The 23,510-nt window shown below is 63.1% G+C and carries 24 protein-coding genes; 14 read left to right on the top strand and 10 right to left on the bottom strand.

From position 1 onward, the window contains the following. Positions 1-134: 134 nt before the first annotated feature. Genes waaC through rfaD form a run of 4 tightly spaced genes read right to left on the bottom strand, consistent with a single transcriptional unit; the run spans position 135 to position 3,086 of the window. On the bottom strand, positions 135-1,160 hold the full coding sequence (waaC, locus tag EJ066_RS00570) for a lipopolysaccharide heptosyltransferase I (protein ID WP_126034332.1): 1,026 nt from the start codon (positions 1,158-1,160) through the stop codon (positions 135-137). Beyond that, positions 1,157-1,681, bottom strand: coding sequence for a lipopolysaccharide heptosyltransferase II (gene waaF, locus EJ066_RS32330; protein ID WP_281035447.1), 525 nt, complete (start codon positions 1,679-1,681; stop codon positions 1,157-1,159). The genes waaC and waaF (EJ066_RS32330) overlap by 4 nt, the downstream gene beginning before the upstream one ends. Next, positions 1,636-2,163 carry a lipopolysaccharide heptosyltransferase II gene (waaF, locus tag EJ066_RS32325; protein ID WP_281035446.1) on the bottom strand — a complete coding sequence of 176 codons (528 nt, stop codon included), beginning with the start codon at positions 2,161-2,163 and terminating at the stop codon, positions 1,636-1,638. Before waaF (EJ066_RS32325) ends, waaF (EJ066_RS32330) begins: the two co-directional genes overlap by 46 nt. Beyond that, the gene (gene rfaD / locus EJ066_RS00560) at positions 2,136-3,086 is read right to left on the bottom strand and encodes an ADP-glyceromanno-heptose 6-epimerase (protein WP_126034331.1); all 951 of its coding nucleotides are present in this window, start codon (positions 3,084-3,086) and stop codon (positions 2,136-2,138) included. The genes waaF (EJ066_RS32325) and rfaD overlap by 28 nt, the downstream gene beginning before the upstream one ends. Positions 3,087-3,959: 873 nt before the next feature. On the opposite strand from rfaD, the gene EJ066_RS00550 reads away from it, so the two are divergent. The 6 genes from EJ066_RS00550 to EJ066_RS00525 all read left to right on the top strand — a co-directional run bounded on the left by EJ066_RS00550 (position 3,960) and on the right by EJ066_RS00525 (position 8,914). Continuing rightward, complete coding sequence (locus EJ066_RS00550; RefSeq protein ID WP_126034330.1) at positions 3,960-4,388, top strand: thioesterase family protein; 429 nt, start codon at positions 3,960-3,962, stop codon at positions 4,386-4,388. Continuing rightward, complete coding sequence (locus EJ066_RS00545) at positions 4,381-5,262, top strand: alpha/beta hydrolase (protein WP_126034329.1); 882 nt, start codon at positions 4,381-4,383, stop codon at positions 5,260-5,262. The genes EJ066_RS00550 and EJ066_RS00545 overlap by 8 nt, the downstream gene beginning before the upstream one ends. Positions 5,263-5,392: 130 nt before the next feature. Further along, positions 5,393-6,040, top strand: coding sequence for a LysE family translocator (locus EJ066_RS00540; RefSeq protein WP_126034328.1), 648 nt, complete (start codon positions 5,393-5,395; stop codon positions 6,038-6,040). 151 nt (positions 6,041-6,191) lie between these two features. Then, the gene (rfaE1, locus tag EJ066_RS00535; RefSeq protein ID WP_126034327.1) at positions 6,192-7,682 is read left to right on the top strand and encodes a D-glycero-beta-D-manno-heptose-7-phosphate kinase; all 1,491 of its coding nucleotides are present in this window, start codon (positions 6,192-6,194) and stop codon (positions 7,680-7,682) included. A gap of 7 nt (positions 7,683-7,689) precedes the next feature. Then, positions 7,690-8,262 (top strand): SIS domain-containing protein, encoded by a 573-nt coding sequence (locus tag EJ066_RS00530; protein WP_126034326.1) that lies wholly within the window; start codon positions 7,690-7,692, stop codon positions 8,260-8,262. Continuing rightward, positions 8,255-8,914 (top strand): HAD family hydrolase, encoded by a 660-nt coding sequence (locus EJ066_RS00525; RefSeq protein WP_126034325.1) that lies wholly within the window; start codon positions 8,255-8,257, stop codon positions 8,912-8,914. The genes EJ066_RS00530 and EJ066_RS00525 overlap by 8 nt, the downstream gene beginning before the upstream one ends. 1 nt (position 8,915) lies before the next feature. Here the strand turns inward: EJ066_RS00525 and EJ066_RS00520 are convergent, their stop codons facing one another. Beyond that, positions 8,916-9,401: an Lrp/AsnC family transcriptional regulator gene (locus tag EJ066_RS00520; protein ID WP_126034324.1), complete on the bottom strand. Its 486-nt coding sequence runs from the start codon at positions 9,399-9,401 to the stop codon at positions 8,916-8,918. 261 nt (positions 9,402-9,662) lie between these two features. On the opposite strand from EJ066_RS00520, the gene trxB reads away from it, so the two are divergent. After that, on the top strand, positions 9,663-10,637 hold the full coding sequence (trxB, locus tag EJ066_RS00515; RefSeq protein ID WP_126034323.1) for a thioredoxin-disulfide reductase: 975 nt from the start codon (positions 9,663-9,665) through the stop codon (positions 10,635-10,637). A 74-nt stretch (positions 10,638-10,711) separates the two neighbouring features. Further along, a complete protein-coding gene (locus tag EJ066_RS00510; protein ID WP_126034322.1) occupies positions 10,712-11,608 on the top strand; it encodes a LysR family transcriptional regulator in 897 nt (298 codons plus the stop codon). A 52-nt stretch (positions 11,609-11,660) separates the two neighbouring features. Here the strand turns inward: EJ066_RS00510 and EJ066_RS00505 are convergent, their stop codons facing one another. Further along, complete coding sequence (locus EJ066_RS00505; RefSeq protein WP_126034321.1) at positions 11,661-12,158, bottom strand: isoprenylcysteine carboxylmethyltransferase family protein; 498 nt, start codon at positions 12,156-12,158, stop codon at positions 11,661-11,663. A gap of 842 nt (positions 12,159-13,000) precedes the next feature. Next, positions 13,001-15,052: an elongation factor G gene (locus EJ066_RS00500; RefSeq protein ID WP_126034320.1), complete on the bottom strand. Its 2,052-nt coding sequence runs from the start codon at positions 15,050-15,052 to the stop codon at positions 13,001-13,003. 352 nt (positions 15,053-15,404) lie between these two features. Between EJ066_RS00500 and EJ066_RS00495 the strand changes: the two genes are divergently transcribed. Together EJ066_RS00495 and EJ066_RS00490 are read left to right on the top strand one after the other, a co-directional pair. After that, positions 15,405-15,800, top strand: a complete 396-nt coding sequence (locus tag EJ066_RS00495; RefSeq protein ID WP_126034319.1) for a cupin domain-containing protein — start codon at positions 15,405-15,407, stop codon at positions 15,798-15,800. 94 nt (positions 15,801-15,894) lie between these two features. After that, a complete protein-coding gene (locus tag EJ066_RS00490; RefSeq protein ID WP_126034318.1) occupies positions 15,895-17,412 on the top strand; it encodes a DHA2 family efflux MFS transporter permease subunit in 1,518 nt (505 codons plus the stop codon). Positions 17,413-17,543: 131 nt separating this feature from the next. On the opposite strand, the gene EJ066_RS00480 is transcribed toward EJ066_RS00490, so the two are convergent. Beyond that, positions 17,544-18,746, bottom strand: a complete 1,203-nt coding sequence (locus EJ066_RS00480; RefSeq protein ID WP_126034316.1) for a pyridoxal phosphate-dependent aminotransferase — start codon at positions 18,744-18,746, stop codon at positions 17,544-17,546. 220 nt (positions 18,747-18,966) lie between these two features. Between EJ066_RS00480 and EJ066_RS00475 the strand changes: the two genes are divergently transcribed. The 3 genes from EJ066_RS00475 to EJ066_RS00465 all read left to right on the top strand — a co-directional run bounded on the left by EJ066_RS00475 (position 18,967) and on the right by EJ066_RS00465 (position 21,462). Next, positions 18,967-19,860, top strand: coding sequence for an EAL domain-containing protein (locus EJ066_RS00475; protein ID WP_126034315.1), 894 nt, complete (start codon positions 18,967-18,969; stop codon positions 19,858-19,860). After that, complete coding sequence (locus EJ066_RS00470; RefSeq protein WP_126034314.1) at positions 19,857-20,726, top strand: EAL domain-containing protein; 870 nt, start codon at positions 19,857-19,859, stop codon at positions 20,724-20,726. Before EJ066_RS00475 ends, EJ066_RS00470 begins: the two co-directional genes overlap by 4 nt. Positions 20,727-20,850: 124 nt before the next feature. Then, entirely contained in the window at positions 20,851-21,462 is a 612-nt protein-coding gene (locus tag EJ066_RS00465) for a glutathione S-transferase family protein (protein ID WP_126034313.1), read from the top strand. A gap of 251 nt (positions 21,463-21,713) precedes the next feature. On the opposite strand, the gene EJ066_RS00460 is transcribed toward EJ066_RS00465, so the two are convergent. Further along, a complete protein-coding gene (locus tag EJ066_RS00460; RefSeq protein WP_023678332.1) occupies positions 21,714-21,926 on the bottom strand; it encodes a cold-shock protein in 213 nt (70 codons plus the stop codon). A 395-nt stretch (positions 21,927-22,321) separates the two neighbouring features. On the opposite strand from EJ066_RS00460, the gene EJ066_RS00455 reads away from it, so the two are divergent. Next, complete coding sequence (locus EJ066_RS00455; RefSeq protein ID WP_126034312.1) at positions 22,322-22,648, top strand: hypothetical protein; 327 nt, start codon at positions 22,322-22,324, stop codon at positions 22,646-22,648. Positions 22,649-22,761: 113 nt separating this feature from the next. Here EJ066_RS00455 and EJ066_RS00450 read toward each other — a convergent pair whose 3' ends face one another. Continuing rightward, entirely contained in the window at positions 22,762-23,331 is a 570-nt protein-coding gene (locus tag EJ066_RS00450) for a methylated-DNA--[protein]-cysteine S-methyltransferase (RefSeq protein WP_126034311.1), read from the bottom strand. Positions 23,332-23,510: the final 179 nt, after the last annotated feature.

Here is a 23,510-nt window from a genome sequence, read left to right as displayed (position 1 = left end):
CGCCAATTTCTTACGTTGTAATGAAAAGTGCCGAGGCTGTGTTCAGCCCTTCTCCCGTCCCTATACGGGGAGAAGGTGCCGGCAGGCGGATGAGGGGCAGCGCTGGCCTTTCCGATTGAATTGATTGAATGAAATCAATTCTTGCCAACTTTGGCCTGATCAAGCGCTTGTCGTTCCAGCAGCCTCTCCGCCTCCGCCACCACCTCAGCGGGTGTGAGGCGACCGCCGGGCGCGGCAAGTAGCGTTGACGAGAATGGCCCGCGCGGGCCGGTCAGGCCGGGTTCCGTCGCCAGGAACACGGCGACGGTCGGCAGGCCGAAGGCACTGGCGAGGTGGGTGAGGCCGGTGTCGGCGCCGATGACCAGCACCGACCGGCCGATGATCGCGGCGATCTCGGCAAGCGGTGATTTCGGCACCAGCACGGTCTGCGGAACGGCCTCGGCGACCGCTTCGGCAACCGCCTTTTCCCTGTCGTTCGACCAGGTGGTGACCGGCGTCATTCCTCTCGCAACGAGAAGCCGGGCGGTTTCGATCCAGTCGCTGGCCGGCCATTTCTTGTCCTCGCGGCTGGTGCCGTGCAGCAGGAAGGCGGAGTTTTCGCCGACAAGAGTCAAATTGCCGGCTGGGGTCGAATTGCCGGCTGGGGTCGAACCGCCGGCCGGCGGCACAATGCCGGACTCGATCCCGGAAAAATCCGGTTCATAGCCGAGCGCCAGCCCGAACAGCCGCCTAGTGCGTTCGATGGCGTGCAGGTCGCGCGGCACAGCATACCGGCGGTCGTAGAACAAAGCCGCCGAAGGTTCGCGGGCGCTCGAGCCGTCGAAGCCGGCGATCGGCGCCGCTGCCTGTTTCGCCACCAGGGCCGATTTCAGCAGTCCTTGCGCATCGATGACGAGATCGTAGCGGCAATGCCGCAAGGCGCGGCGCAAGCCCGCCGCCTCGCGCCATGTGCCGCGGCCGAGCGGGCTTGTGCGCCAGCGCCGGATCGCCACGGTGTGGATGGTCGCGATCGCCGGATGCAGCGCCACGATGCCGGCAAAAGCCTCCTCCACGCACCAGTCGAACGACACATCGGGCCGGTTGCGGCGCGCATCCTCGACGGCCGGAAAGGTATGGATGACGTCACCCATCGAGGATGTCTTGACGATGAGCACCTTCATGCGGCGGCCGGTATTTCCAGCAGCCGCTCCACTGCCGCCGCGACCTGTGCGACTTCAAGCGTCTTCAGGCAGTTGAGATGACCGAGCGGGCAGATTTTCTTATGGCAGGGCGAACAGGACAGGCCGAGCCAGACCAGTTCGCGGTGCTCGGCGAGCGGCGGCGTATTCTGCGGCGAGGTCGAGCCGTAGACGGCAACGATCGGCGTGCCGACCGCTGCCGCAACATGCATCAGCCCGCTGTCGTTCGACACCGCGAGCCTGGCCGCGGCGATCAGGTCGATGGCGTCCTCCAGCCGCGTCTGGCCGGCGAGGTCGACAGCGCCTGGTGCAAGCGCGGCGATTTGCGCCGTGACGTCGGCGTCGTTCTTCGATCCGAACAGCGCGACCTTCAGCCCTTTCGCCATCACGTCGCGGGCAAGGCCGGCATAGGCTTCACTCGGCCAGCGTTTGGCCGGGCCGAATTCGGCGCCCGGCATCAGCGCGACGAATTTTTTCGCCTCCAGCCCGAAGCGACCCAGCAATGCCGCCTGGTTTTTCGTGTCGACAGCAAGCCTTGGGGGCGGAACGTGCCCCCTTGCGCGAGGCCGAAATAGGCCTGCGCGGTGCGCCGTTTCACACCATCGGGCAAGGGAACGATGTCGGTCAGCAGCCCATAGCGCATTTCCTTGAGATGGCCGACACGGCGCGGGATGCGGGCAAAGAACGGGACCAGCGCCGACTTCCAGCTTCCCGGCATGACATAGGCCATGTCATAGCGACCGCGCAGCAGGCGGCCGAACCGCTTTCGGACACCGAAGGCGAGGACGCCGGATTTCAGCGGCAGATCGATCTGCTGGCGTATCTCGGGCATACGCTTGACCATCGGCGCCGCCCATGCCGGGGCCAGCACGTCGATCGCGGTGTTCGGGTGAAGCTCTTTTAGCGCCGAGAACAGGCACTGCGCCATCACCATGTCGCCCACCCAGCGGGGGCCGATCACGAGGATCGCTGGGCTTTCAACCATTCGACATAGTCTCTGACGCCGGTTTCCACTGTGCGAAACTGACCATTGTAACCGGCAGCGCGCAACCGGGACATATCAGCTTGGGTAAAACTCTGGTAGCTGCCCTTGAGGTGGTCGGGGAAGTCGATGAACTCGATCTGCCCTTTGCCCAGCGTGCCGATCACCGTTTCGGCAATGGTGCGGAACGGCTGGGCGCGGCCGGTACCGCAATTGAAGATGCCGCTCAATTCGCGTTTCCACAGCCACAGATTGACGTCGGCGACATCGCTAACATGGATGAAATCGCGGCTCTGCTCGCCGGGTCCGAACCCGTCATGGGCGCCGAACAATTTCGGGTTCTGGCCCTGCTCGACCTGGTTGAACAGATGGAAGGCGACCGATGCCATGGCACCCTTGTGCGCCTCGCGCGGTCCATAGACGTTGAAGTAGCGCAAGCCGGCAACTGGCGAATGATCGGTGTCGAAGACTGTGCGGCGGACGTAGTCGTCGAACAGCTTCTTCGAATAGGCATAGACGTTGAGCGGGCGTTCGCATTCCGGCTCCTCTCGAAACTCGGCGCCGCCGCCATAAACCGAGGCGGAGGAGGCATAGAGGAAAGGCACGCGCAGCGCGAGGCAGGCATGCAGCAGCCGCTTCGAATAGGCGTAGTTCACCTCCATCATGAACTTGCCGTTCCACTCGGTGGTGGTCGAGCATGCGCCCTGGTGGAAGACGGCCTCGATGCGGCCGAGCCCGCCTTCTTCGAGGCGCGGCAGGAAATCGTCCTTGTCGAGATAATCGGCGATCTGCAGATCGGCGAGATTGGCGATCTTGTGGCCGTCGGTCAGGTCGTCGACGACGAGGATGTCGCTGAACCCTTCGGCGTTGAGCGCGGCGACGATGTTGGAGCCGATCATGCCGGCGCCGCCCGTGACGATGATCATGTTAATAGGCCCTGACCTGCGGTTGCTTGCCGAATCCGGCCCTTATAGGGGACGCTGGCAGGCCTGTCGATAAAGCAGGCTGGAAGACCAGGCAGCACATTCAGGTCGATGCCTTGGTGGTTGCGGATTGGCCGTCCGGCACCGCTGCCGACCTTTTGCGGGGGGATGCGCCCGAATAGAGGGCGGTGGGAGAACGCGAGTTCAGGGCACAGGCCAATTGTCGACGCCGCGCTGCCCCTCATCCGCCTGCCGGCACCTTCTCCCCGTATAGTGACGGGGAGAAGGGGTTTGTCGCGACCCTCGGCGCCCTTTCTGCAACGGTGGAGATTGGCGAAATCCTTTGCGAAGGCGTCCTTCTCCCCGTCACTATACGGGGAGAAGTGCCCGGCAGGGCGATGAGGGGCAGCGCAAACCTGAAGCGATTGTCTTGCAACCGTGGGCGGTTTCAACTTGACAGGTGACCGCACTTATGCTAGGAATTTATTCAAGGTGCTGATTTGCGCCGACGGCCCGCCCACAGAGGCGGGTTTTTGATTCAGGTCCCGACGCCATCCCCGATTCCGGCTCTTATAGGAGAGGCCGGCCGGCCTGCCGATAAGGCCGCTGGCTGCCTGGACCGGCTGGACGCCGTAATTGTGCCAGTAGTCCATATTGATCCCTGTTCAAGTTCGACGGCGGCATGCCCGAGATTGTCGAGACCAGGTACGACGAATGTAGGGATGGATCGACCGAACCGTTTTCGAAATAAGGTCTGCCGTACAGGTGGTTGAATCGCTCTTCATTTCCGTTGGAAGCCTTACACCGGGTTTTCATCAACGCCGAGCGGCAGCCGCGCTATCGGCGGTCAAGCTCTCGCCTGTCTTCAATGCAACCATGACATCAAATCTAGAGCCCGGTCTTCGCTTCCTCCAGAGCCTGCGTGTCGACGGCACGCTCACGGTTCCGGCCATGGCGCCGGCCTTCACGGGCTTCGGCGACATGCCTCCGGTCTTTGCGACGGCCTTCATGGTCGGCTTCATAGAGTGGGCGTGCGTCGAGGCATTGCGCCCGTTTCTCGGCAGCCACGAAAGAACCGTAGGCACCCATGTCGACGTCAGTCATATCGCCGCCACGCCGGCCGGCATGACGGTCACCGCCGAGGTCGAACTTGTCGCCGTGGAAGGGCGCAAGCTGCGCTTCAAGGTGTCGTGCAGGGACGAATGCGGTTTGATCGGCGAAGGCTTCCACGAGAGGGCGGTCATCGACCATCTCAAATTCCTGGCGCGCGTTTCGGCCAAGTCGGAGCAGACCGGTCATGTTTGAGGGCTTCGAGCACAAGATCGTTTCGGTCGAGGGGACAGATATCGCCTGCGACGTGGGTGGCTCCGGGCCGCCAGTGCTCCTGCTGCACGGATTTCCGCAGAGCCGGGCCATGTGGGCGCGGGTTGCTCCGCAACTGGCAAGCCATTTCACGGTTGTCTGCGCCGATCTTCGCGGTTACGGCGATTCTGCGAAGCCGAAATGCTTGCCGGATTGTTCGAACTACGCCTTCCGCGCTTTCGCGGCCGACCAGGTTGGCCTGATGCGTCATCTTGGATTCAACCGCTTTCACATGGTTGGCCATGATCGGGGTGGGCGTACCGGACACCGGATGGCGCTCGACCATCCCGACGCGGTGCTGTCGCTCACGGTGATGGACATCGTGCCCACCTACGCGATGTTCATGGACACCAACCGGAAGGTTGCGGGCGCCTATTGGCACTGGTATTTTCTTTCGCAGCCCGAACCTTTCCCCGAACGCCTTATCGGCAACGATCCCGATTTCTTCTATGAAACCTGCCTTGTTGGCTGGGGTGCGACGAAGATCTCGGATTTCGATCCCGAGATGATGGCCGAGTATCGGCGTGCGTGGCGCGCTCCCGGCATGGTTCACGGCTCATGCTCCGACTACCGGGCGGCCGCGAGCATCGACCTCCAGCACGATGCAGCCGATCTCGACCGGAAGGTCGCTTGCCCGACGCTCGTGTTTTACGGCTCGTCCGGCACAATGGCGTCCCTGTTCGATATTCCCTCGGAGTGGCGAAAGCGCTGTTCCAATGTGACCGAAGCCTCGCTTCCGGGAGGCCATTTCTTCGTCGATCAATTTCCGGTAGAAACGGCGCGGCGCCTGAGAGAGTTTTTGTCCGATCTCGCGTGAGTTCGGGAGCCGGGCCTACTTCGCGACCATCCCCATCGTCACAAGACCGGTGCTGGAGCGCCACAGTGCCGCCGCAAAGCTCTCGCTTCAGTCGGCGATCCACCGGCGAAGCGCGACAGGAGCAAAGGCAATGCCGTCGACCGAACTGCTTATCGCCTTTTTCGCCACCACGGCGATCTTCGCCTACATTCCCGGCCCGGCCATGCTTTACGCTGCTGCGCAAACCATGGCGCGCGGCCGCTGGTCCGGCCTGACAGCTGCCTTGGGTATTCATCTTGGCGGCTACGTGCATGTCGTCGCCGCCGCTGCCGGGTTGTCCGTGCTTTTCCACGCCGTGCCGACGCTCTACGTCGCGGTCAAGCTGGCCGGCGCGCTCTATCTGATCTGGCTGGGCATCTCGCTGTTTCGCGCCAGGGCGCAAGACGATGCCGTCATCTCAGGCTCCGTCGCCTCGGGTACTGTCCCGAAATCTGCCCGCCGCGCCTTTTTCGAGAGCATCACCGTCGAGGTGCTCAATCCCAAGACGGCGATCTTCTTCATGGCGTTCCTGCCGCAATTCATCGACGCGTCGGCGGCGTTTCCCGTCTGGCTGCAATTCCTCGTCCTCGGGACGATCGTCAACCTGATGTTCTCCTCGGCGGATGTCGTGTGCGTGGTGCTGGCCGGCGCGCTGATCACCAGGCTGCGGCGTTCGAGCCACGCGCAGCACCTCATGCGGCGTGCCGGCGGTGTGGTGCTCGTGGGATTGGGCGTCCATGTCGCTTTGCAGAAAAGCTGATTCGCCAGCCGCCATTGGCTGTCACCCGCTCGATGCCTGCCGTTGCGCTGCGCCGAATTGCAGTATATCGGCTTCGCCATGAACGACCAGCCCTGCCAGTCCGGCATTTTCACAGCATCGGGACCGGCTTTCATTGCACGTCGCGGATGACATGAGCCAGCAATACCTGCCTTCTCCCGAACCCCTTCACCGTGCCATCTCGCGGTTCGGCAACGTCACCGTGCTGGTGGTCGGCGATTTCATCCTCGACCGTTTCGTCAACGGCGTCATCGAGCGGATTTCGCCTGAAGCGCCAATTCCAGTGCTGCGCGGGCGTGGTGAGACGTTGGCGATGGGCGGCGCCGGCAATGTCGTCTCCAACATCGTCTCGCTCGGCGCTGCCGCGATACCGGTTTCGGCGATCGGCGACGATCAGGCCGGCGGCAATCTCATGCGCATGCTCGGGGAATCTGGCGTCGACACCGGCGGCCTCGCGCAGGACGCGAACCGCATGACATCATCGAAAAGCCGCTTCAGCGCGCAGGGCCAGCAGGTGCTGCGCTTCGACGAAGAGGAAATCAAGCCGCTGGACGACGCGGAGCGCGCGACGCTGATCCGGCATTTCCGTGCTGCGCTTACGCAAGCCGACATCGTTATCCTGTCCGACTACGGCAAGGGCATGTTGCTCGACGGCGTCGCAAGCGAGCTGATCTCGACCTGCCGCGGGGCCGGAAAGCCGGTTCTGGTCGATCCGAAGGGGCGCGACTATGCGTGCTATGCCGGGGCGACGGCAATCACGCCCAATCGCAAGGAACTCGGCGAGGCGGTTGGACGTGAAGTGTTTGCCGACGACGAGATCGTGGCCGCGGCGCGTGAGCTGATCGCGGCACATGGCTTCGATTTCGTCGTCGCGACGCGCAGCGAAAAAGGCATGAGCGTCGTCGGCTCGGACGATGCCCGGCACATCACCACGCAGGCGCGGGAAGTGTTCGACGTTTCGGGCGCCGGCGACACGGTCATCGCGACATTTGCGCTGGCTCTTGCCGCGGGCGCCGACCGCATCATGGCCGCCGCCATCGCCAACGCGGCGGGCGGCGTGGTGGTGGGAAAGCGTGGTACCGCGCGGCTGACGGTCGAGGAACTCACCGGCGCGCTGTTTCGCTCGCACGGACCGATTGCCCACAAGGATGCGATCCTCGATGCCGCTGCCGCCGCCAGGCTGGTGGCGACGTGGAAGGACGAAGGCCTGAGCGTCGGCTTTACTAATGGCTGTTTCGACATCCTTCATGCCGGTCATGTCAGCCTCTTGCATGCGGCGCGCAGCCAGTGCGACCGGCTGGTTCTGGGCCTCAACAGCGATGCCTCGGTGCGCCGGCTGAAAGGGCCTGGGCGCCCGGTCAACGATGAGCATGACCGGGCCTGCGTGCTGGCGGCGCTTGCCTCGGTCGACGCCGTCGTCGTCTTCGAGGAAGACACGCCGCTCGCCCTGATCGAGGCGCTGACGCCCGACATACTGGTCAAGGGCGCCGACTACACGATCGATCAGGTGGTCGGCGCAGATGTGGTGCAGAAGGCGGGTGGACGCGTCGTGCTGGTCGATCTCGTCGCCGGCAAAAGCACGACAGGCACCATTGGCAAGTTGCGCGCCGGCAATACAAACTGAGGTTTTCATGTCCGAACTGAACGATTACCTAGTCCGCTCGGCGGCCGCGATCTCGGCGATGGTCGAGCGCGACCTCACCAGCGAGATGGAGCGGGCCGTTACCGCCGTGGTTGCGGCGCTTTCACAGGGCAAGGCGCTGCTGATCTGCGGCAATGGCGGTTCGGCCAGCGATGCCATCCACATCGCCGGCGAACTGGTCGGCCGTTTCCTGAAGGAGCGCAAGGCCTACAATGTCATCGCGCTGCCGGCCAATGCGGCGGTGCTGACCGCCTGGGGCAATGATTACGGCTTCGACACGGTGTTTTCACGCCAGGTCGAGGCGCATGGCTCGGCGGGTGCCGTGCTGCTCGCCATCTCGACCAGCGGCAACTCGGCCAGCATCCTTGCCGCGGCCGAACAGGCGCGCATGATGGACATGACGGTGATCGGCCTGACCGGCGATACTGGCGGCAGGCTCAAGCCGCTCTGCGACATCCTGCTCAACGTGCCGTCGACCTCGACGCCGATCATCCAGCAAGGGCATCTGTGCCTCTATCATCATCTGTGCGAAATGGTCGAAGCGCGCCTCTGCGATGGCTGACAGGGACGCTGTCGCGAAGCGGTATCCGCTCGAAGAGCTCGGTTTGTGGGTCGAACGGATCGGCACCGCGGTTTTTCCAGCTGGCACGCCGGCGCTGTTCCTCGATCGCGACGGCACCATCAATGTCGATTCCGGCTACCCCAGCGATCCGGCCGACATTGTGCTCAGGCCGGAGATGCTGCCGGTGATCCGAACGGCCAACAGTGTCGGCCTTCCTACGATCGTAGTCTCCAACCAGTCAGGCATAGCTCGCGGCTATTTCGGCTGGCCGGATTTCGCCGCAGTCAATGCTCGGCTGCTGGTGCTTCTCGAAGCGCAGGGTTGCCGGATCGATCTGATGCTCGCCTGCGCCTACCATTCGAGCGGGACGGGGGATCTGGCGATAGCTGATCATCCGATGCGCAAGCCCAACCCGGGCATGCTTCTGCGCGCCCGCGATCTGCTGGGCGTGGATATCAGCCGATCGATCATCGTCGGCGACAAGGCCGACGACATGGAAGCTGGACGGCGAGCCGGGCTGCGCGAGGGCTGGCTGGTGCGCGGCAGATCCAATCGGATCGCCGGCGATGGTGCCTTCGCGACGCGCAAGCTGATGACCGGCAACGATCATAGAAAACTCTGCGACGCCATCGCCGAACTCGGCAGGGCTTAAATCAGGTTCTCACTTCGTTGAAAGCCACCAGGCCTTCGTCCTTGACGCGGCGGATGGTCAGTGCGGTGCGCACCGTATCGACATTCGGCGCCGAGGCCAGCTCCTCGATGACGAAGGTCTGGAAGGTGCCAAGGTCGCTCGCAACGCAATGCAGCAAAAAGTCGGATTCGCCCGACACCATCCAGGCGTCGCGCACGATCGGCCAGCCGCGCGTGCGTTCGGCGAAGGTTTTCAGCTCGGCGTCGGCCTGGTGATGCAGGCCGATGAGGCAGAAGGCGACGACGTCCATGCCGAGCGCCGGTGCATTGAGCAGGGCGCGGTAGCCGCGGATGATGCCGATCTCTTCCAGCCGCCTGACACGGCGCAGGCATGGCGGCGCCGAAATGCCGACGCGGCCGGACAGCTCGACATTGGTCATGCGCCCGTCCTGCTGAAGCTCGCGCAGGATCTTCCAGTCGATGGCGTCGAGATCGGCTTTGAGCGGCATGGATACCTTCGGCGCTTCACGCAAGAATCTTTCGTGATTTTGTAATTAAACGACTTTGGTGTCCATTCCATCCCCTTCAGCCGGTGATTTTCGGACAGTCACAGTGCAAGATGTTCATGGATCGCCTGTTTGTGTCCAAGCTTTCCGGGGACGAAGGCCAGGTCGTCTTGCTGGCGTCGTCTGCAACACCTAGATTAGGGCCGATATTCGACCCCTGTGCCGGACGCTTCATTCGCGTCCGGTTGTTGTGAAGGCTTGTCCATGACCACCAAGCACGCACCCGTTCTCATCATCGGCTCCGGCCCCGCCGGCTATACGGCGGCAATCTACGCCGCCCGCGCCATGCTGAAGCCGATGCTGGTCGCCGGTCTGCAGCAGGGTGGTCAGCTGATGATCACCACCGACGTGGAAAACTATCCGGGATTCGCCGATCCGATCCAGGGTCCGTGGCTGATGGAACAAATGCTGAAGCAAGCCGAGCATGTCGGCACCGATATCATCAACGACATCATCACCGAGGTTGACCTCAATGTGCGCCCGTTCCGGGCCAAGGGCGATTCCGGCACGATCTATACAGCCGACGCGCTGATCATCGCCACCGGTGCGCAGGCGAAATGGCTGGGCATTCCGAGCGAACAGACCTTCATGGGCTTCGGCGTTTCGGCCTGCGCCACCTGCGACGGCTTCTTCTATCGCGGCAAGGATGTCGCGGTGATCGGCGGCGGCAATTCGGCGGTGGAGGAGGCGCTCTACCTCTCCAACCTGGCAAAGAGCGTGACGGTCATCCACCGGCGCAGCGACTTCCGCGCCGAGCGTATCCTGAGCGAGCGGCTGTTCAAGAAGGACAATGTCCGCGTCATCTGGGACACCGTCGTCGACGAGATCACCGGCCAGTCCGGCAAGATGCCGCTGCCGCCTTCGGTGGAAGGGCTGAAGCTGCGCAATCTGGTGACCGGCCAGGAGATGCATCTGACGGTCGACGGCGTGTTCGTGGCGATCGGCCATGCGCCGGCGGTCGAGCTGTTCGCCGGCAAGCTGAAGCAGAAGCCGAACGGCTATCTGTGGACGGCGCCGGATTCGACCTGCACCGACGTGCCGGGCGTGTTCGCCGCCGGCGACGTGACCGACGACATCTATCGCCAGGCGGTGACGGCGGCGGGGCTTGGCTGCATGGCCGCGCTCGAGGCGGAAAAGTACCTCGCCGGGATCGAAGTTCACCGCGAAGCGGCGGAGTAAGCAAGCGCGCCGAGAGAAGCCGCGCAAAAGCCTAAATTTTCATTCAGACGCCAAAAAACAGAACGAGGGGCATCATGGCGTTGGACTGGGACAAACTACGCGTGTTTCACGCTGCGGCGGAAGCAGGGTCGTTCACCCACGCCGCCGAGACGCTGCATCTGTCGCAGTCGGCGATCTCACGGCAGGTCAGCGCGCTCGAACATGACGTCGGCGTGCCGCTGTTCAACCGCCATGCCCGCGGCCTGGTGCTGACCGAGCAGGGCGAGATGCTGTTCCGCACGGCGCATGACGTGCTGATGAAGCTGGAGACGATCAAGTCGCGGCTGACCGAGGCCAAGGACCGGCCCTCCGGCGTGCTCAGGGTGACGACCACGGTGGGGCTCGGCGCCGGCTGGCTGACTGAGCGCGTGCAGGAATTCATCGATCTCTATCCCGAGATCAGCCTGCAGTTGATCCTGGCGAACGAGGAACTCGACCTCACCATGCGCCGGGCGGACTGCGCGATCCGGCTGCGCCAGCCGCAGCAGCCGGATCTCATCCAGCGCCGCCTGTTCACCGTGCATTTCCACCTCTACGCGGCTCCCTCCTATGTGAACAAATATGGCAAGCCGGAGTCGATCGCCGAGCTGAGAACCCATCGCATCGTCACCTTCGGCGTGCCGGTGCCGGCGCATCTGTCGGAATTGAACTGGCTGGAAACAGTCGGCGATTTCGAAGGCGGGCAAAGGGTGCCGACGCTGCAGATCAACGACATCTTGTCGATCAAGCGCGCGGTACAGGGTGGCGCCGGCATCGCCATGCTGCCCGACTATGTCATCAGCAAGGACTCAGGGCTGGTGCAGTTGCTGCCGGAGACCGAGGTGCCGTCCTTCGACACCTATTTCGCCTATCCCGATGCGATGAAGAACCAGGCGAAACTGCATGTCTTCCGCGATTTCATTATCGCCAAGGCGCGCAGCTGGTCGTTCTGATCCAAGGTTGGCGGCCGAACTCTTGGCGTCGCGCTTGTTCTTCTAGCTAAAATCATCCACGCCACGGCGTCAGGCGAGGCAGCCAGCCGGGAACGGCATGGCGGTAGGCCTCGTAGTCGGCGCCATAGCGGCGGGCAAGCGTCGGTTCCTCATGGAACTTCACGAACGAGACCATGGCGATGGCGGCGATAGTGGCATAGGCGACGAGCACCCAGCTCGAAAACAGCAGCGCCTGGCCAAGGATGATCGACAGCACCGCCAGATACATCGGGTTGCGGACATGGCGGTAGATGCCGCCGACGACCAGTCGCTCCGTCGGCGCGACCGGGGCCGGTGTGCCCAGGCCTTCGAGCGCAAAACGGGCGAAGGCATGAAGCAGCAAGGCCGTCGCGACGACAACCAGAACCCAGCCGACCGGGACCAAGCCGGGCAGGGTCGACCATGGCAGACGATAGCGATCGGTCAACAGCCAGGGCAGCAATCCCGCGACCACGCCGGGCGCTGCGACGAGGAACAGCGCGCTGCCGGCGATCGCCTGACGTATCCTCATCGAAGCTCCTTCTAGAGCGACGTGCGTCCACTTGGATGCGCAAAGTGCGCTCTTGCGTTTTCGAATCTGCGCATCATGCTTTCCGAGCCGAAGGTCAGCGCAGCAAAATAGGAACCGATTTTCGGGGCGATGCGCGATTGCCGCAAAAATAAACGCGTGCTGCCCGATTCGACGTCATTCGTTGTTTACAGCGCCTTGGAGCGAGAATCGGCTCTGATTCGCTGTTTTCGCAATGATTCTTGGCTGGCTGAGCACTGCATTTCGTCGATTCTGCTGGTCCTATGGGATCAAGGAATGGGTTAGACCACAGCCTGCGTCTTTTTGCATGCGTGTGTTGCAAAATAGATGCTTGTTTCTTGGGCATGATGAGCACATATATAGATCATCTCCTGGGCGCGTTCTCCTCCCATTAGTGCCCTTGAGTGTTCCCCTCTGGAGGTTAGCCTTAACAGGCACTTCCAATCAAACTCAGCCGGATCTTCGTTGATCCGGCTTTTTTGTTGCCCGAAAGCTGCCGGCGCCGATGGAAAGCCGGCCGAAATTGTCACGTAACAGTGACATGTAACCTCAGGTAACATATCGCAAGCGTCCGGCATCGACTAAGCAGATCATAGGACGCGGTGTGGTTCGTGCGGGAGATGGGGGCATCACTCGGACGAATCGGGCTCAGGCGGCTACCGCGTCCGAACCATTCTTCCGCTGCAGCCATCAGGCGCTGGCGGTGCATGCGGCGGACCTGCCGTTTCGCCTCCCACGAAGACGGTCCGCAAGAGAGCGGCGTCCGGATAATTCCGGACGCCGCTTGCGTGTATTGGCCGAGATACTGCCGGCAAAATCCAGTGTCAGGCAGCCTTGCCGTTGGCATTCAGTGCCTCGTCGGCCAGGCGACCGGTGAGTTCGGCCATATGGTCGAAGGCGGCACGATAGCTGGCTACGCCCGCGGTCGCCGAACGCAGCTCGATGATCAGGTCGCCGATCTCGGCCTGCGGCATGGTCGCCTCGACGACATCCCATCCCGACCAGCCGGGCCGCGCATCGTAGCCGAGAATCTGGCCTCGCCGCTGCGGGATCAGGGCGATGATCTTCGAGGTCGCATCGGACGGCGTGACGATCTCGACCTTCATGACCGGTTCGAGCAGCACTGGCGAGCAGGCGGCCATGCCTTCCTTCATCGCCAGCTTCGCCGCCATCTGGAAGGCCATGTCCGACGAATCGACGGAATGGTAGGAGCCGTCGGAGAGGTTGACGGCGACATCGACTACCGGAAAGCCAAGCGGGCCGGATTTCAGATAGTCGCGCACGCCGGTTTCGACCGACTGGATATAGGTTTTCGGCACGGCGCCGCCGGTGATGGTGTCGGTGAACTGGAAGCCGGAGCCGCGCGGCAGCGGCTTGATCTCGATCACCACGTCGCCGAACTGGCCGTGGCCGCCCGACTGCTTCTTGTGGCGGCCACGCTGCTGCGCCGTTTTGCGGATCGTCTCGCGATAGGGCACGGCCGGCGGATGGCCTTCGACCGGGATCTGGTTCTTGCCCTCCAGCCGCTCGCGCACGACGCGCAGATGCATCTCGCCATGGCCCGACAGCACGGTTTCGGCCGAATCCTGATTGTGGCGCAGGCCGAGCGAGGGATCTTCCTCGGCAAGGCGCTGGATGGCCGCCGACATCTTCACCTCGTCCTTGCGCTCCTTCGGGCGCAGCGCGAAGGCGAAGACCGGTTGCGGCGGCGCCAGCGTTACCAACGACTTGATCCCGCCCTTGACCGAGCTCAGCGTCTGGCCGGTCGTGACGTCGTCCAGCTTGCCGAGCGCGACCGTGTCGCCGGCCTTGGCCGAGGTGAGCTTGGACTGATCCTTGCCAAGCATTCTGTAGATGCCGGAGACTTTTGCCGTGGCGCCGTTCGAAAGGAAGAGCTCGGAGGCGTCGGCAAGCTGGCCGGACAGGATGCGCGAGACCGACAGCTTGCCGCCATGCGCGGTGTGAATGGTCTTCATCACCTGGACCACCGTCGCGTTGCCATCGGGTGCGCCGAGACGTTTGCGGGTCGCCTCGACGTCGGGCGCGTCGTGGCGGATCGTCTTCAACAGGCGCAGCACGCCGTTGCCCTTCTCGGCGGTGCCGATCAGCACTGGCGTCACCGCGCCGTCACGCAGGTCTGCGGCGAGGTCGTCGAAGATCGCGTCCTTTGGCGGCTCGATTTCTTCGAGGAGTTGCTCCATCAACTGGTCGTCGTGATCGGCGAGCGTCTCCAGCATGGAAAAGCGCGCCTCCAACTCGCGCGCCTTGTCGTCATCCGGAATCTGGGCGATCTCACTTTCGGCATATTCGCGATAGATGTAGGCGCGCTCCAGCGCCAGATCGATCGAGCCGATGACGACGCTGTTCTTGCGCAGCGGAATCTGGCGCAGCAGCAACGGCACCGAGCTTGCCGGCTGCAGCATCTTCAGCGTGTCGCGCACGCCTGATATTGCCTTGTCGACCTTGTTGAGGAACAGGATGCGCGGCACGCCGAGATCGTCGAGCTTGCGCATGATCAGCTGCAGGGCAGGGATCTTCTTCTCATCGGCTTCGGCGACGACCACGGCGATGTCGCAGGCGGCGAGCACTGGCTCTGCCTCGAAGGAGAATTCGATGGAGCCGGGACAATCGACGAAGGTCAGCTGCTCGTCCATGAATTCGGTGGTGGCAAAGGTCGCCTCGACGCTCATGGCGTGGGCACGTGCCTCGGGCGAATGATCGGAAACGGTGTTTCCCGAGGAAACGGGATTCTGGCGGGGAATGGCGCCCGTGCGGGCCAATATGGCTTCGAGAAGTGTCGTCTTACCGCTTGCAAAGGGACCGACTATGGCAATGCATTTCGGTCCCGTGCGTCGTCCTCCGGCGCGAGTTCCCATGACTGACCTCCACTCAGGCGTTTCCCTGGGAGCGGCGGCCGGCCTGTCGACCGTCGCGGGCGGGGCTTTTTTCAGTTCGCCACCTACCCAAGAGCATCGTCCCACGGGTTAGCCGGGAGGGCAAGGGATTTGAGGATGGCCCGATGTCGCGGATGTTGAGCCGTGATCGGCGAAACCGTCGGATGCGAGGCTAATTTTAGGCTTTCCCGTCAATCCCGCGACAGAGCCAGTCGCCGAGAAGCCGCAAAAGCGGTTGCGCCATGAGGGTTATCGGACGAAAGTGCCCGTTTCTTGCGACAAAAAGGAACGGTCGTCGCCGACCGATCCGCCGTCAGCTTGAGGAATCGCGACGATGAAGATCATTGCCTGCGGCAGCGTGCCGACCATCATCGCGCCGGAAAAGTACTTCACCGGCCGTGTGTTGCAGACGCCGATCATCGAGAAGGAAGCGCCGGCGCGGCTGCGCGCCGTCATGGTCGGTTTCGAGCCCGGCGCGCGTACCCACTGGCATACGCATCCGCTGGGCCAGACGCTCTATGTCATATCGGGCGCCGGCCTCGCGCAAAGCTGGAACGGACCGATGCGGGCAATCAGGGCCGGCGACGTCATTTCATTCGCGCCCGATGAAAAGCACTGGCACGGCGCCGGCCCGAAATCGGCGATGGAGCATATCGCCATGCAGGAGGCGCTCGACGGTGTTCATGCCGAATGGCTGGAGAAGGTGACCGACGAACAATATGGCGGCTGAGCCGGGGCGTGACGGGCGATTGTGATCGCTCTTAATACGCGTCTGGCCGGCTTGGTGCGCGGCCTTGGTGTCCACACTCATGTTGGGAGTCGTCATGTCGAACCGTCGCCTGCCTCTTGTTGCCGCCGTCTATCTCGGCACATTCGTCGCGCTGCTCGACATCAGCATCGTCAACGTCGCCCTGCCGACGATCCAGATTGCACTCGGCATCGACTTCGCCGGGCTGCAATGGGTGATCGATGGCTACACGCTTTGCCTGTCGGCCTTCATGCTGTCGGCAGGCCTGATCGGCGACCGCTACGGGCGCAAACGTTCCTGGCTGGCGGGCGTTGGCATCTTCATGGCCGGTTCCGCCATCTGTGCAATCGCGCCCAACCTGCCGGTGCTGCTGGCGGGCCGGGTGGTGCAAGGGATAGCCGGATCGGTGCTCATTCCGGGTGCGCTGTCGATCCTGACGCAGGCGTTTTCCGACGGCCGCGAGCGCGCCGGCGTCATCGGCGGCTGGGCTTCCTTTGCCGCCGTCTCGCTGCTTGCTGGTCCGATCCTTGGCGGTGTCCTGGTCGAAACCGCCGGATGGCAGAGCATTTTCCTGATCAACCTGCCGCTCGGCCTGGCCACGATCGCGCTGGGTGCGGTTTCGATCGGGGAAACCGCACATCCTGAGCATGCCCATCTCGACCTTGTCGGCCTGGCGCTCAGCATTCTGTGGCTCGGCGCGCTGACCTTCGGCCTGATATCGGCGGGCGAAAACGGCTGGGGCGATCGGCGGACGGTCACGGCCCTTATTGTCGGCCTGGCCGGCCTGGCAGCCTTCCTGGTCTTCGAGGCGCGTACGCCAAGGCCGATGCTGCCGCTTGGCCTGTTTCGCGACATTCGCTTTGCCGTCACCAATGTCGCCTCGTTCGCGCTCGGCTTCACCTCCTACACCGGCGTCTTCCTCTATTCGATGTTCCTGCAGCAAGCACAGGGCTGGTCGCCGACGCAGACAGGCCTGCGCATGGCGCCGCTGTTTCTCGTCCAGATGGTCGTGTCGCCGGCAATCGGCAGGCTCAGTCATCGCTATGGACACTCGGCGCTGATGACATCAGGCTATGTTTTGACCGGTCTTTCCATGCTGGGCATGTGCTGGGCCGGACCTTCGACAACCTATCTGACGATCGGCCTGCTGTTTGCCGTCGGCGGCCTCGGCAACGCGCTGGCCATCCCGACAGGCAGCGCCGCCGCGATGTCGTTTGCACCACGCGACCGTTCGGGCATGGTGTCGGCGGTGATCAACGCGACCCGTCAGGGTGGCGCCGCCATCGGCATCGCGCTGCTCGGCGCCTTGATGAGTTTGCGGGCAACAACCCTGCTGACGGCGCATCTTGAAAATGCCGGTGCCGCCAATGCCGAAGCGGTGGCACGCGCCGCCGTTTCAAGGCATGATTTCGCAGCCGATGTGGCGATGGGCGAGGAGGGCCTGCGCGATCTGTTCGCGGCCGCCTATGCCGGGGGCTTCCATGCGGCGATGCTCACGGCGGCCATCGTTTCGTTTGTCACGGCCGGGCTGCTGGTTGCCGTTCTGGCGCCGGCCGAGGCACGTTCGGCGCGCGAAACCAATCAGCAGGGATGAGGCTGGTGCCTGTCGCCACGAAAAACCCGGCTCGCGGCCGGGTTTTGGTGTTCAAGATGCGCTTTAAGCCCTTGTTTTTATGCATGTCGTTATCGCAAAACCGCTGCGCACTTTTGCGCGACATGCATTAGTCAGGTCAGCGAGGCGGTGAAGCGCTGGATGCGCGTGCAGGCCTCTTCGAGCAAGGCCTCGGACGTGGCGTAGGAGATGCGGAAGTTCGGGCCGAGGCCGAAGGCCGAACCGAAAACGACCGCCACGCCTTCGGCCTCGAGCAGTTCCGAGCAGAAGGCTTCGTCGCTGTCGATCACCTTGCCGGCTTTGGTCTTCTTGCCGATCAACTGGGCGCAGGACGGATAGACATAGAAAGCGCCTTCGGGCGACGGGCAGGTGATGCCGCGCGCCTGGTTGAGCATCGACACGACGAGATCGCGCCGAGCCTGGAAGATCGCCTTGTTCCTGGCGATGAAGTCCTGCGGGCCGTTCAGGGCCTCCACCGACGCCCATTGCGCGATGGTGCAGGCGCCGGACGTCTGCTGGCCCTGGATCATGTCCATCGCCTTGATCAGCGCCACGGGCCCGGCTGCATAGCCAATGCGCCAGCCGGTCATGGCGTAGGCCTTCGACACGCCGTTCATGGTCAGCGTGCGCTCGTAGAGGTTCGACTCGACCTCGGCGATGGTCCTGAAGACGAAGTCGCCATAGGTCAGGTGCTCGTACATGTCGTCGGTCAGCGTCCAGACATGCGGGTGCTTGAGCAGCACGTCGGCCAGAGCTCGAAGCTCTGCTTCGGTGTAGGCGGCGCCAGACGGGTTCGACGGCGAGTTCATCAGCAGCCATTTGGTCTTCGGCGTGATCGCCTTTTCCAGTGCCTCCGCCGTCAGCTTGAAGCCGTTGTCGATCGAGGTGTCGGCAAAGACGGATGTGCCGCCGCAGATCGCCACCATTTCCGGGTAGCTCACCCAATAGGGACGGGGAATGATGACCTCGTCGCCGGGGTTCAGCGTCGCCATGAAGGCATTGAACAGGATCTGCTTGCCGCCGGTGCCGACGATGGTCTGCTCCGGCCGGTAGTCGAGATTGTTCTCGCGCTTGAATTTTTTCGCGATCGCCTCACGCAGCGGTACGATGCCGGAAACCGGCGGATATTTCGTTTCGCCACGGCGGATGGCCTCGATCGCGGCGTTCTTGATGTTGTCCGGCGTGTCGAAGTCCGGTTCGCCGGCACCCAGCCCGATGACGTCACGGCCGGCGTTTTTCAGCTCGCGCGCTTTCTGCGTCACCGCGATGGTCGCGGAAGGCTTAACGCGGGAAAGGACGTCGGCAAGAAAGGCCATGACGATGGTGTCTCCTTGTGGGCCTGGGGTGGGCTTGGGCGGTCCGTCCGACCGCAGCGTCTCTCATGTCGCATCATTCCGCCAAGCGCAAGCATTGTCGGATGCGCCAGACCGCAAATCCTCGGCAACGACAAATCCGGCAACAATAAATTCACCTACTGGCGGTAAAACCCCGGTGGCCGGATCACACCATTCCGCCAGTCTCGCAAAGCGAGGAACCGTGTCGCGCAGCATCGGGCTTGCCCAGATCATCCGTCATGATGACGGCACCGCCAGCGGTGTCTGGGGCATCTACACGCTGCAGAGCGCTTTCCAGCCGATCTTCGCCTTCAGCAACGGCAAATTGTCCGTTACCGCGTTCGAGGGGCTGATCCGGCCGTTCCGTGACGGCGAGCCGCAGTCGCCGATGAGTTTTTTCAGCACTTGTCAGACAGCCGACCGCTTGCATATCGAGGCGCTGACAAGGACGCTGCACCTTTTGAACGCCGGCGCCTGCCTGCCGCGGGAGGCATCCATCTTCATCAATTTCGATCCATCGGTGTTCACCGAGCGCAGCATCGCCGACGGTGCACTGCGTGACATGCGGCTGGTGCTGCATGAAGCTGATATCGATGCGAACCGCGTCGTCTGCGAGGTGACCGAGCAGAAATCGGCGTCACAGGAAACCCTCTACAATTTCATCGAGGCGCTCAGGGCCAATGGATTTCGCATCGCCGTCGACGATTACGGCGCCGACGAGTCCGACATCAACCGCGTCAAGGAACTCAGGCCTGACATCGTCAAATTCGATGCCCACTGGATCATGCAACTGATGGAATCGGGCGCCGGCTTCGCGCTGCTGACCGCCATGGTGGCAAGCTTCGAAGAGCAAGGCATCCGCACGGTGTTCGAGGGCATCGAGGAAGGCTGGCAGCTTGAGCTGGCCGAGAAATCGGGAGCCTCGATGGTGCAGGGATTCGCGCTGGCGCGCCCGGAGCTCGCGCCGACCAGCTTTCACGTCTTCAGCAAGGACAAACAGGCGACTGTGACAGTGCCCGATGCCGGCGAGGCGCCTGCGACTGTCTCGCCCTCGCCGCGGCCGAAACGGGCTTTCGGGCGCAAGGTGGCGCCATGACCGGGCGGCCAGACAGGCGGCGCCCAGACAGGCGGCGCAATGTCGGCGAGGCGATCTTTGCCGACGAGGTTGGCATCGAATACGGTGTCTATGGCGCATTCCGGCTGCGGAGCGCCTATCAGCCGATCTTCGCGCCGCGCGGCAGGTTTTTGAAGGCCGTTGCGGTCGAAGGCCTGATCGAGCCGCACCGCGCCGGCAGGCCGGTCGCGCCACCCGTATTCTTCGAGGGAGTACCTGCGCCGGATCGCCTGTTCGTCGAGACGATGTGCCGGGTGCTGCATCTCAGGAACTTCCGCAACATCGGCGTCGACGGGCTCGACCTGTTCTTCAACTACAATCCGCTGATCAACGATCATGCCGGCCGGGCGCTGGCCGAGATCAGGCTGATGACCAGGCATCTCGCCGAGTTCGACCTCTCCCCCGACATGCTGGTCTGCGAGATCACCGAACAGGCGGCCGACGACAAGGTGCTCGTAAGCCTGGCGCGTGAGATGCGGCGTGACGGCATCCGCATCGCTATCGACGATTTCGGCACCGGGCATTCGACGGCAGAACGGGTCGCCCTCGTCCGGCCCGATATCGTCAAGATCGACGGCACCTGGTTCGCGGAATTCTGCCGCCATGCCGCCGCCGAACGATTTTTCCGGCCGCTGGTCTCCGCGCTGCACGACCGCGGCACCAAGGTGCTGGTCGAAGGGATCGAGCACTCCACGCATCTGCGTGTCGCGCTCGGCGGCGGCGTCGACCTTTTGCAGGGTTACCATCTGGCGCGGCCGGCGCTGGCCGGTACGATTTTCGATGAAGAGCCGCTGCCCATCGATACGCTGCTTGGCATGGACAACAAGGTCGTGCCGCTGTTCGGGTGATGTATCAGCGGCGCTGATGGTTGCGCCAAAACAAATCACTGGATGAAGTCGTTGCTGCCGGGATAGAGCGTTGGGACTGGACTCGGGCCTCATGGGCTGTCGTTGCACGAGCGAGGGAGCACCAATGACCATACTCTACGGAATGATCGACAGCGGCAATTGCTACAAGCCGCGCCTTTTGATGGCCAAGCTCGGCATCCCCTTCACCAATGTCGAGGTGAGCTCGCATACCGGCGACACGCGCAAGCCCGACTATGTCGCCAAGAACCCGAACGCGATGGTGCCGCTGCTCGAGCTCGACGACGGCCGGCGGCTCGCTGAATCCAACGCCATCCTGCTCTATCTCGCCGAAGGCACGCGGTTCCTGCCGGCCGACAAATACGAGCGGGCGCTGGCTTATCAATGGCTATTCTTCGAGCAGTACAGCCACGAGCCCTATATCGCTGTGCGTAAGGCTCTGCTGACCTTTCCCGAACGCGCCAAGGACGCGACGCCGGAACGGCTGGCGGCGACGCTGGAGCGCGGCAACAAGGCGCTCGGCGTGATGAACAAGCATCTGCAAGGCAGCGCGTTCTTTGCCGGTGAGGCAACGAGCGTCGCCGATATCGCGCTCTATGCCTACACGCATACGGCCGAGAAGGGCGGCTTCCAGCTCGACGCCTATCCGGCGGTGGCGGCCTGGCTGAAACGAGTCGAGGCCGATCCAGGGCATGTGCCGATGGAATGGCTGGGGTGAGCAACGTCGGCGATTGGCGAAAGCGCCAATTGTCGGCGTCTAAAACCCGGACAGCAAAAAGGCGGGACAAAATCCCGCCTTCCCATGCTTGGTAGCCTGATCGGGAGCGTTTTGGCCGGGCCGGCAGCAATCTGCTGCTTCGGCTTGTCGGGGTCTTTCCGCTCCGGCGCGCTTCTCGCGCGACCGTCAGTACATCCGTGACTTGCCGCGCGCGCCCCGAGCTGTCGCTCCGGCGCGCGCCATTCGCAAAATCAGGCTGCCTTGCTCAGAGACCCAGCAGACGACTTGCCTGTGCGGCGGTCCTGCTCGATCTCGAAGTTGATCTTCTGGCCTTCGACCAGGGTCGACAGCCCAGCGCGCTCGACTGCGGAGATGTGGACGAAAACGTCCGCGCCGCCGCTGTCAGGCTGGATGAAGCCGAAACCCTTGGTGGAGTTAAACCACTTGACCGTACCTGTTGCCATTTCGATAGTCCTTCACATTTGCTTTAGTTTGACCGAACCGAAGTCCCGCCGGTGTGTATCGAGATTTTGGAGATAGACGTCAGCAAACGCGAAGATCGCGAGGCCCGGATCGATCGGCCGAAATATCAATGGAAGGCATATAGTCCGCTTTTGCACCAAAAACAAGACTGCGCAAAAAAACGCGCCGATGCGGCACGGCATAACGGCCGCCTCAATCGCGTGGACGCGTCGCCAGATACCACAGCGCCGCGCGTCTTTTTGGACGTGCAAAGGACGTTGTGGCAGGTTGTATCTGCGCACGATCCTTTCTGAAAGCCGATTCCGGTTCAGGGTCATGCGCGCGCCTCGGGGACAAAGCCGTCCTTCGGGCGCCGGATTGGTTTTGGGAGAGGACCATGAAAATTGTTCTGCTTGCTGTCTGCCTGACGTTGGTGGCCGCCGAGGCGCAGGCGATCTCGCGCTATGACCCGAGCCGCATGAGCTGCGGCAGGGTGCGGGCGGCGATCGCGCGGGAGGGCGCGGTCATCCTGCGTTACGAGTCGACGCGCACGCCGGGATTGCCGCTCTACGACCGCTATGTGCGGAGCCAGCGTTTCTGCAGCATCGGCGAGGTAAGGGCGCGCGCTTCGGTGCCGAGCGCCGACACGAAGTCCTGCATCGTCTACAAATGCAAACGGGTGGATACAGACCGGCGTTTCCGCCGGCGCATCCTGCAGGACTAGAGCGTTCACCGTTTCACGGAAACGGCGAACCGCTCTATCTCTTTGTTTTGACGCAATTCCGGGCGGAAAACCGCTACGCACTTTTCCTGGAATTGCTTTAGCTCCGCCCGGCCTTAGAAACCGAACGACACTTGCGCCGGCGGCGGCGGGCCGACGCGCACGCCTTCCATCGCCAGCATCTTTTCCTTGGTGGTCGAGCCACCCGGCGCGGAAAAACCGCCGATCTTGCCGCCGGCGGCAAGGATGCGGTGGCAAGGGATGACCAGCGGCACCGGGTTGGCGCCAAGCGCCGCGCCCGTCTCACGGGCCAGACCGGCATGACCGGCGCGCCTGGCCAGCTCGCCATAGGTGGTGGTCTCGCCGAAGGCGAGCTTTCGCGCCGCGTCGTAGATGGCAAGGCGGAAATCGTCGACGCCGGTGAGATCGACCGGCACACCGGAGAAATCGACGTCTTCGCCGGCTGCATAGGCCTGTATCGACGCGATCAGCTCGGTGACCCATTGCGGTCGGGCGCTCGACGCGGCGATGCCGGCATGGTGCAAGAGCCGGCGTTCCACGGCGTCGCGGTAGCGCTGGGGCAGGCAGAGCCGGGTCAGTCCGGCCTCGCTCCAGGCGATGCCCATGAAGCCGATCACGGTTTCGAAGACCGCGTGGCCGGCGGTGGCCCGAGAGGTGCTTTCCATGATGTGCTCCTTTCCGAAGAAACGGATGGGAATCCGGTACATATCGAGAACGAGATATCGCATTTTCAGGCTGCCGTTGCCACCCGAAAACCATCCGAAGTCCACAACAGGCTGCGGATTGCCCGGGCAAAGGCGCTGGTGTAAGGACTTTCTTAACAGACGAACCGGACCCGAGCGCG

Origin of the sequence: Mesorhizobium sp. M9A.F.Ca.ET.002.03.1.2 (assembly GCF_003952365.1) — a bacterium.
GTDB lineage: Bacteria > Pseudomonadota > Alphaproteobacteria > Rhizobiales > Rhizobiaceae > Mesorhizobium.
This window is presented reverse-complemented; position numbering and strand designations above follow the sequence as displayed.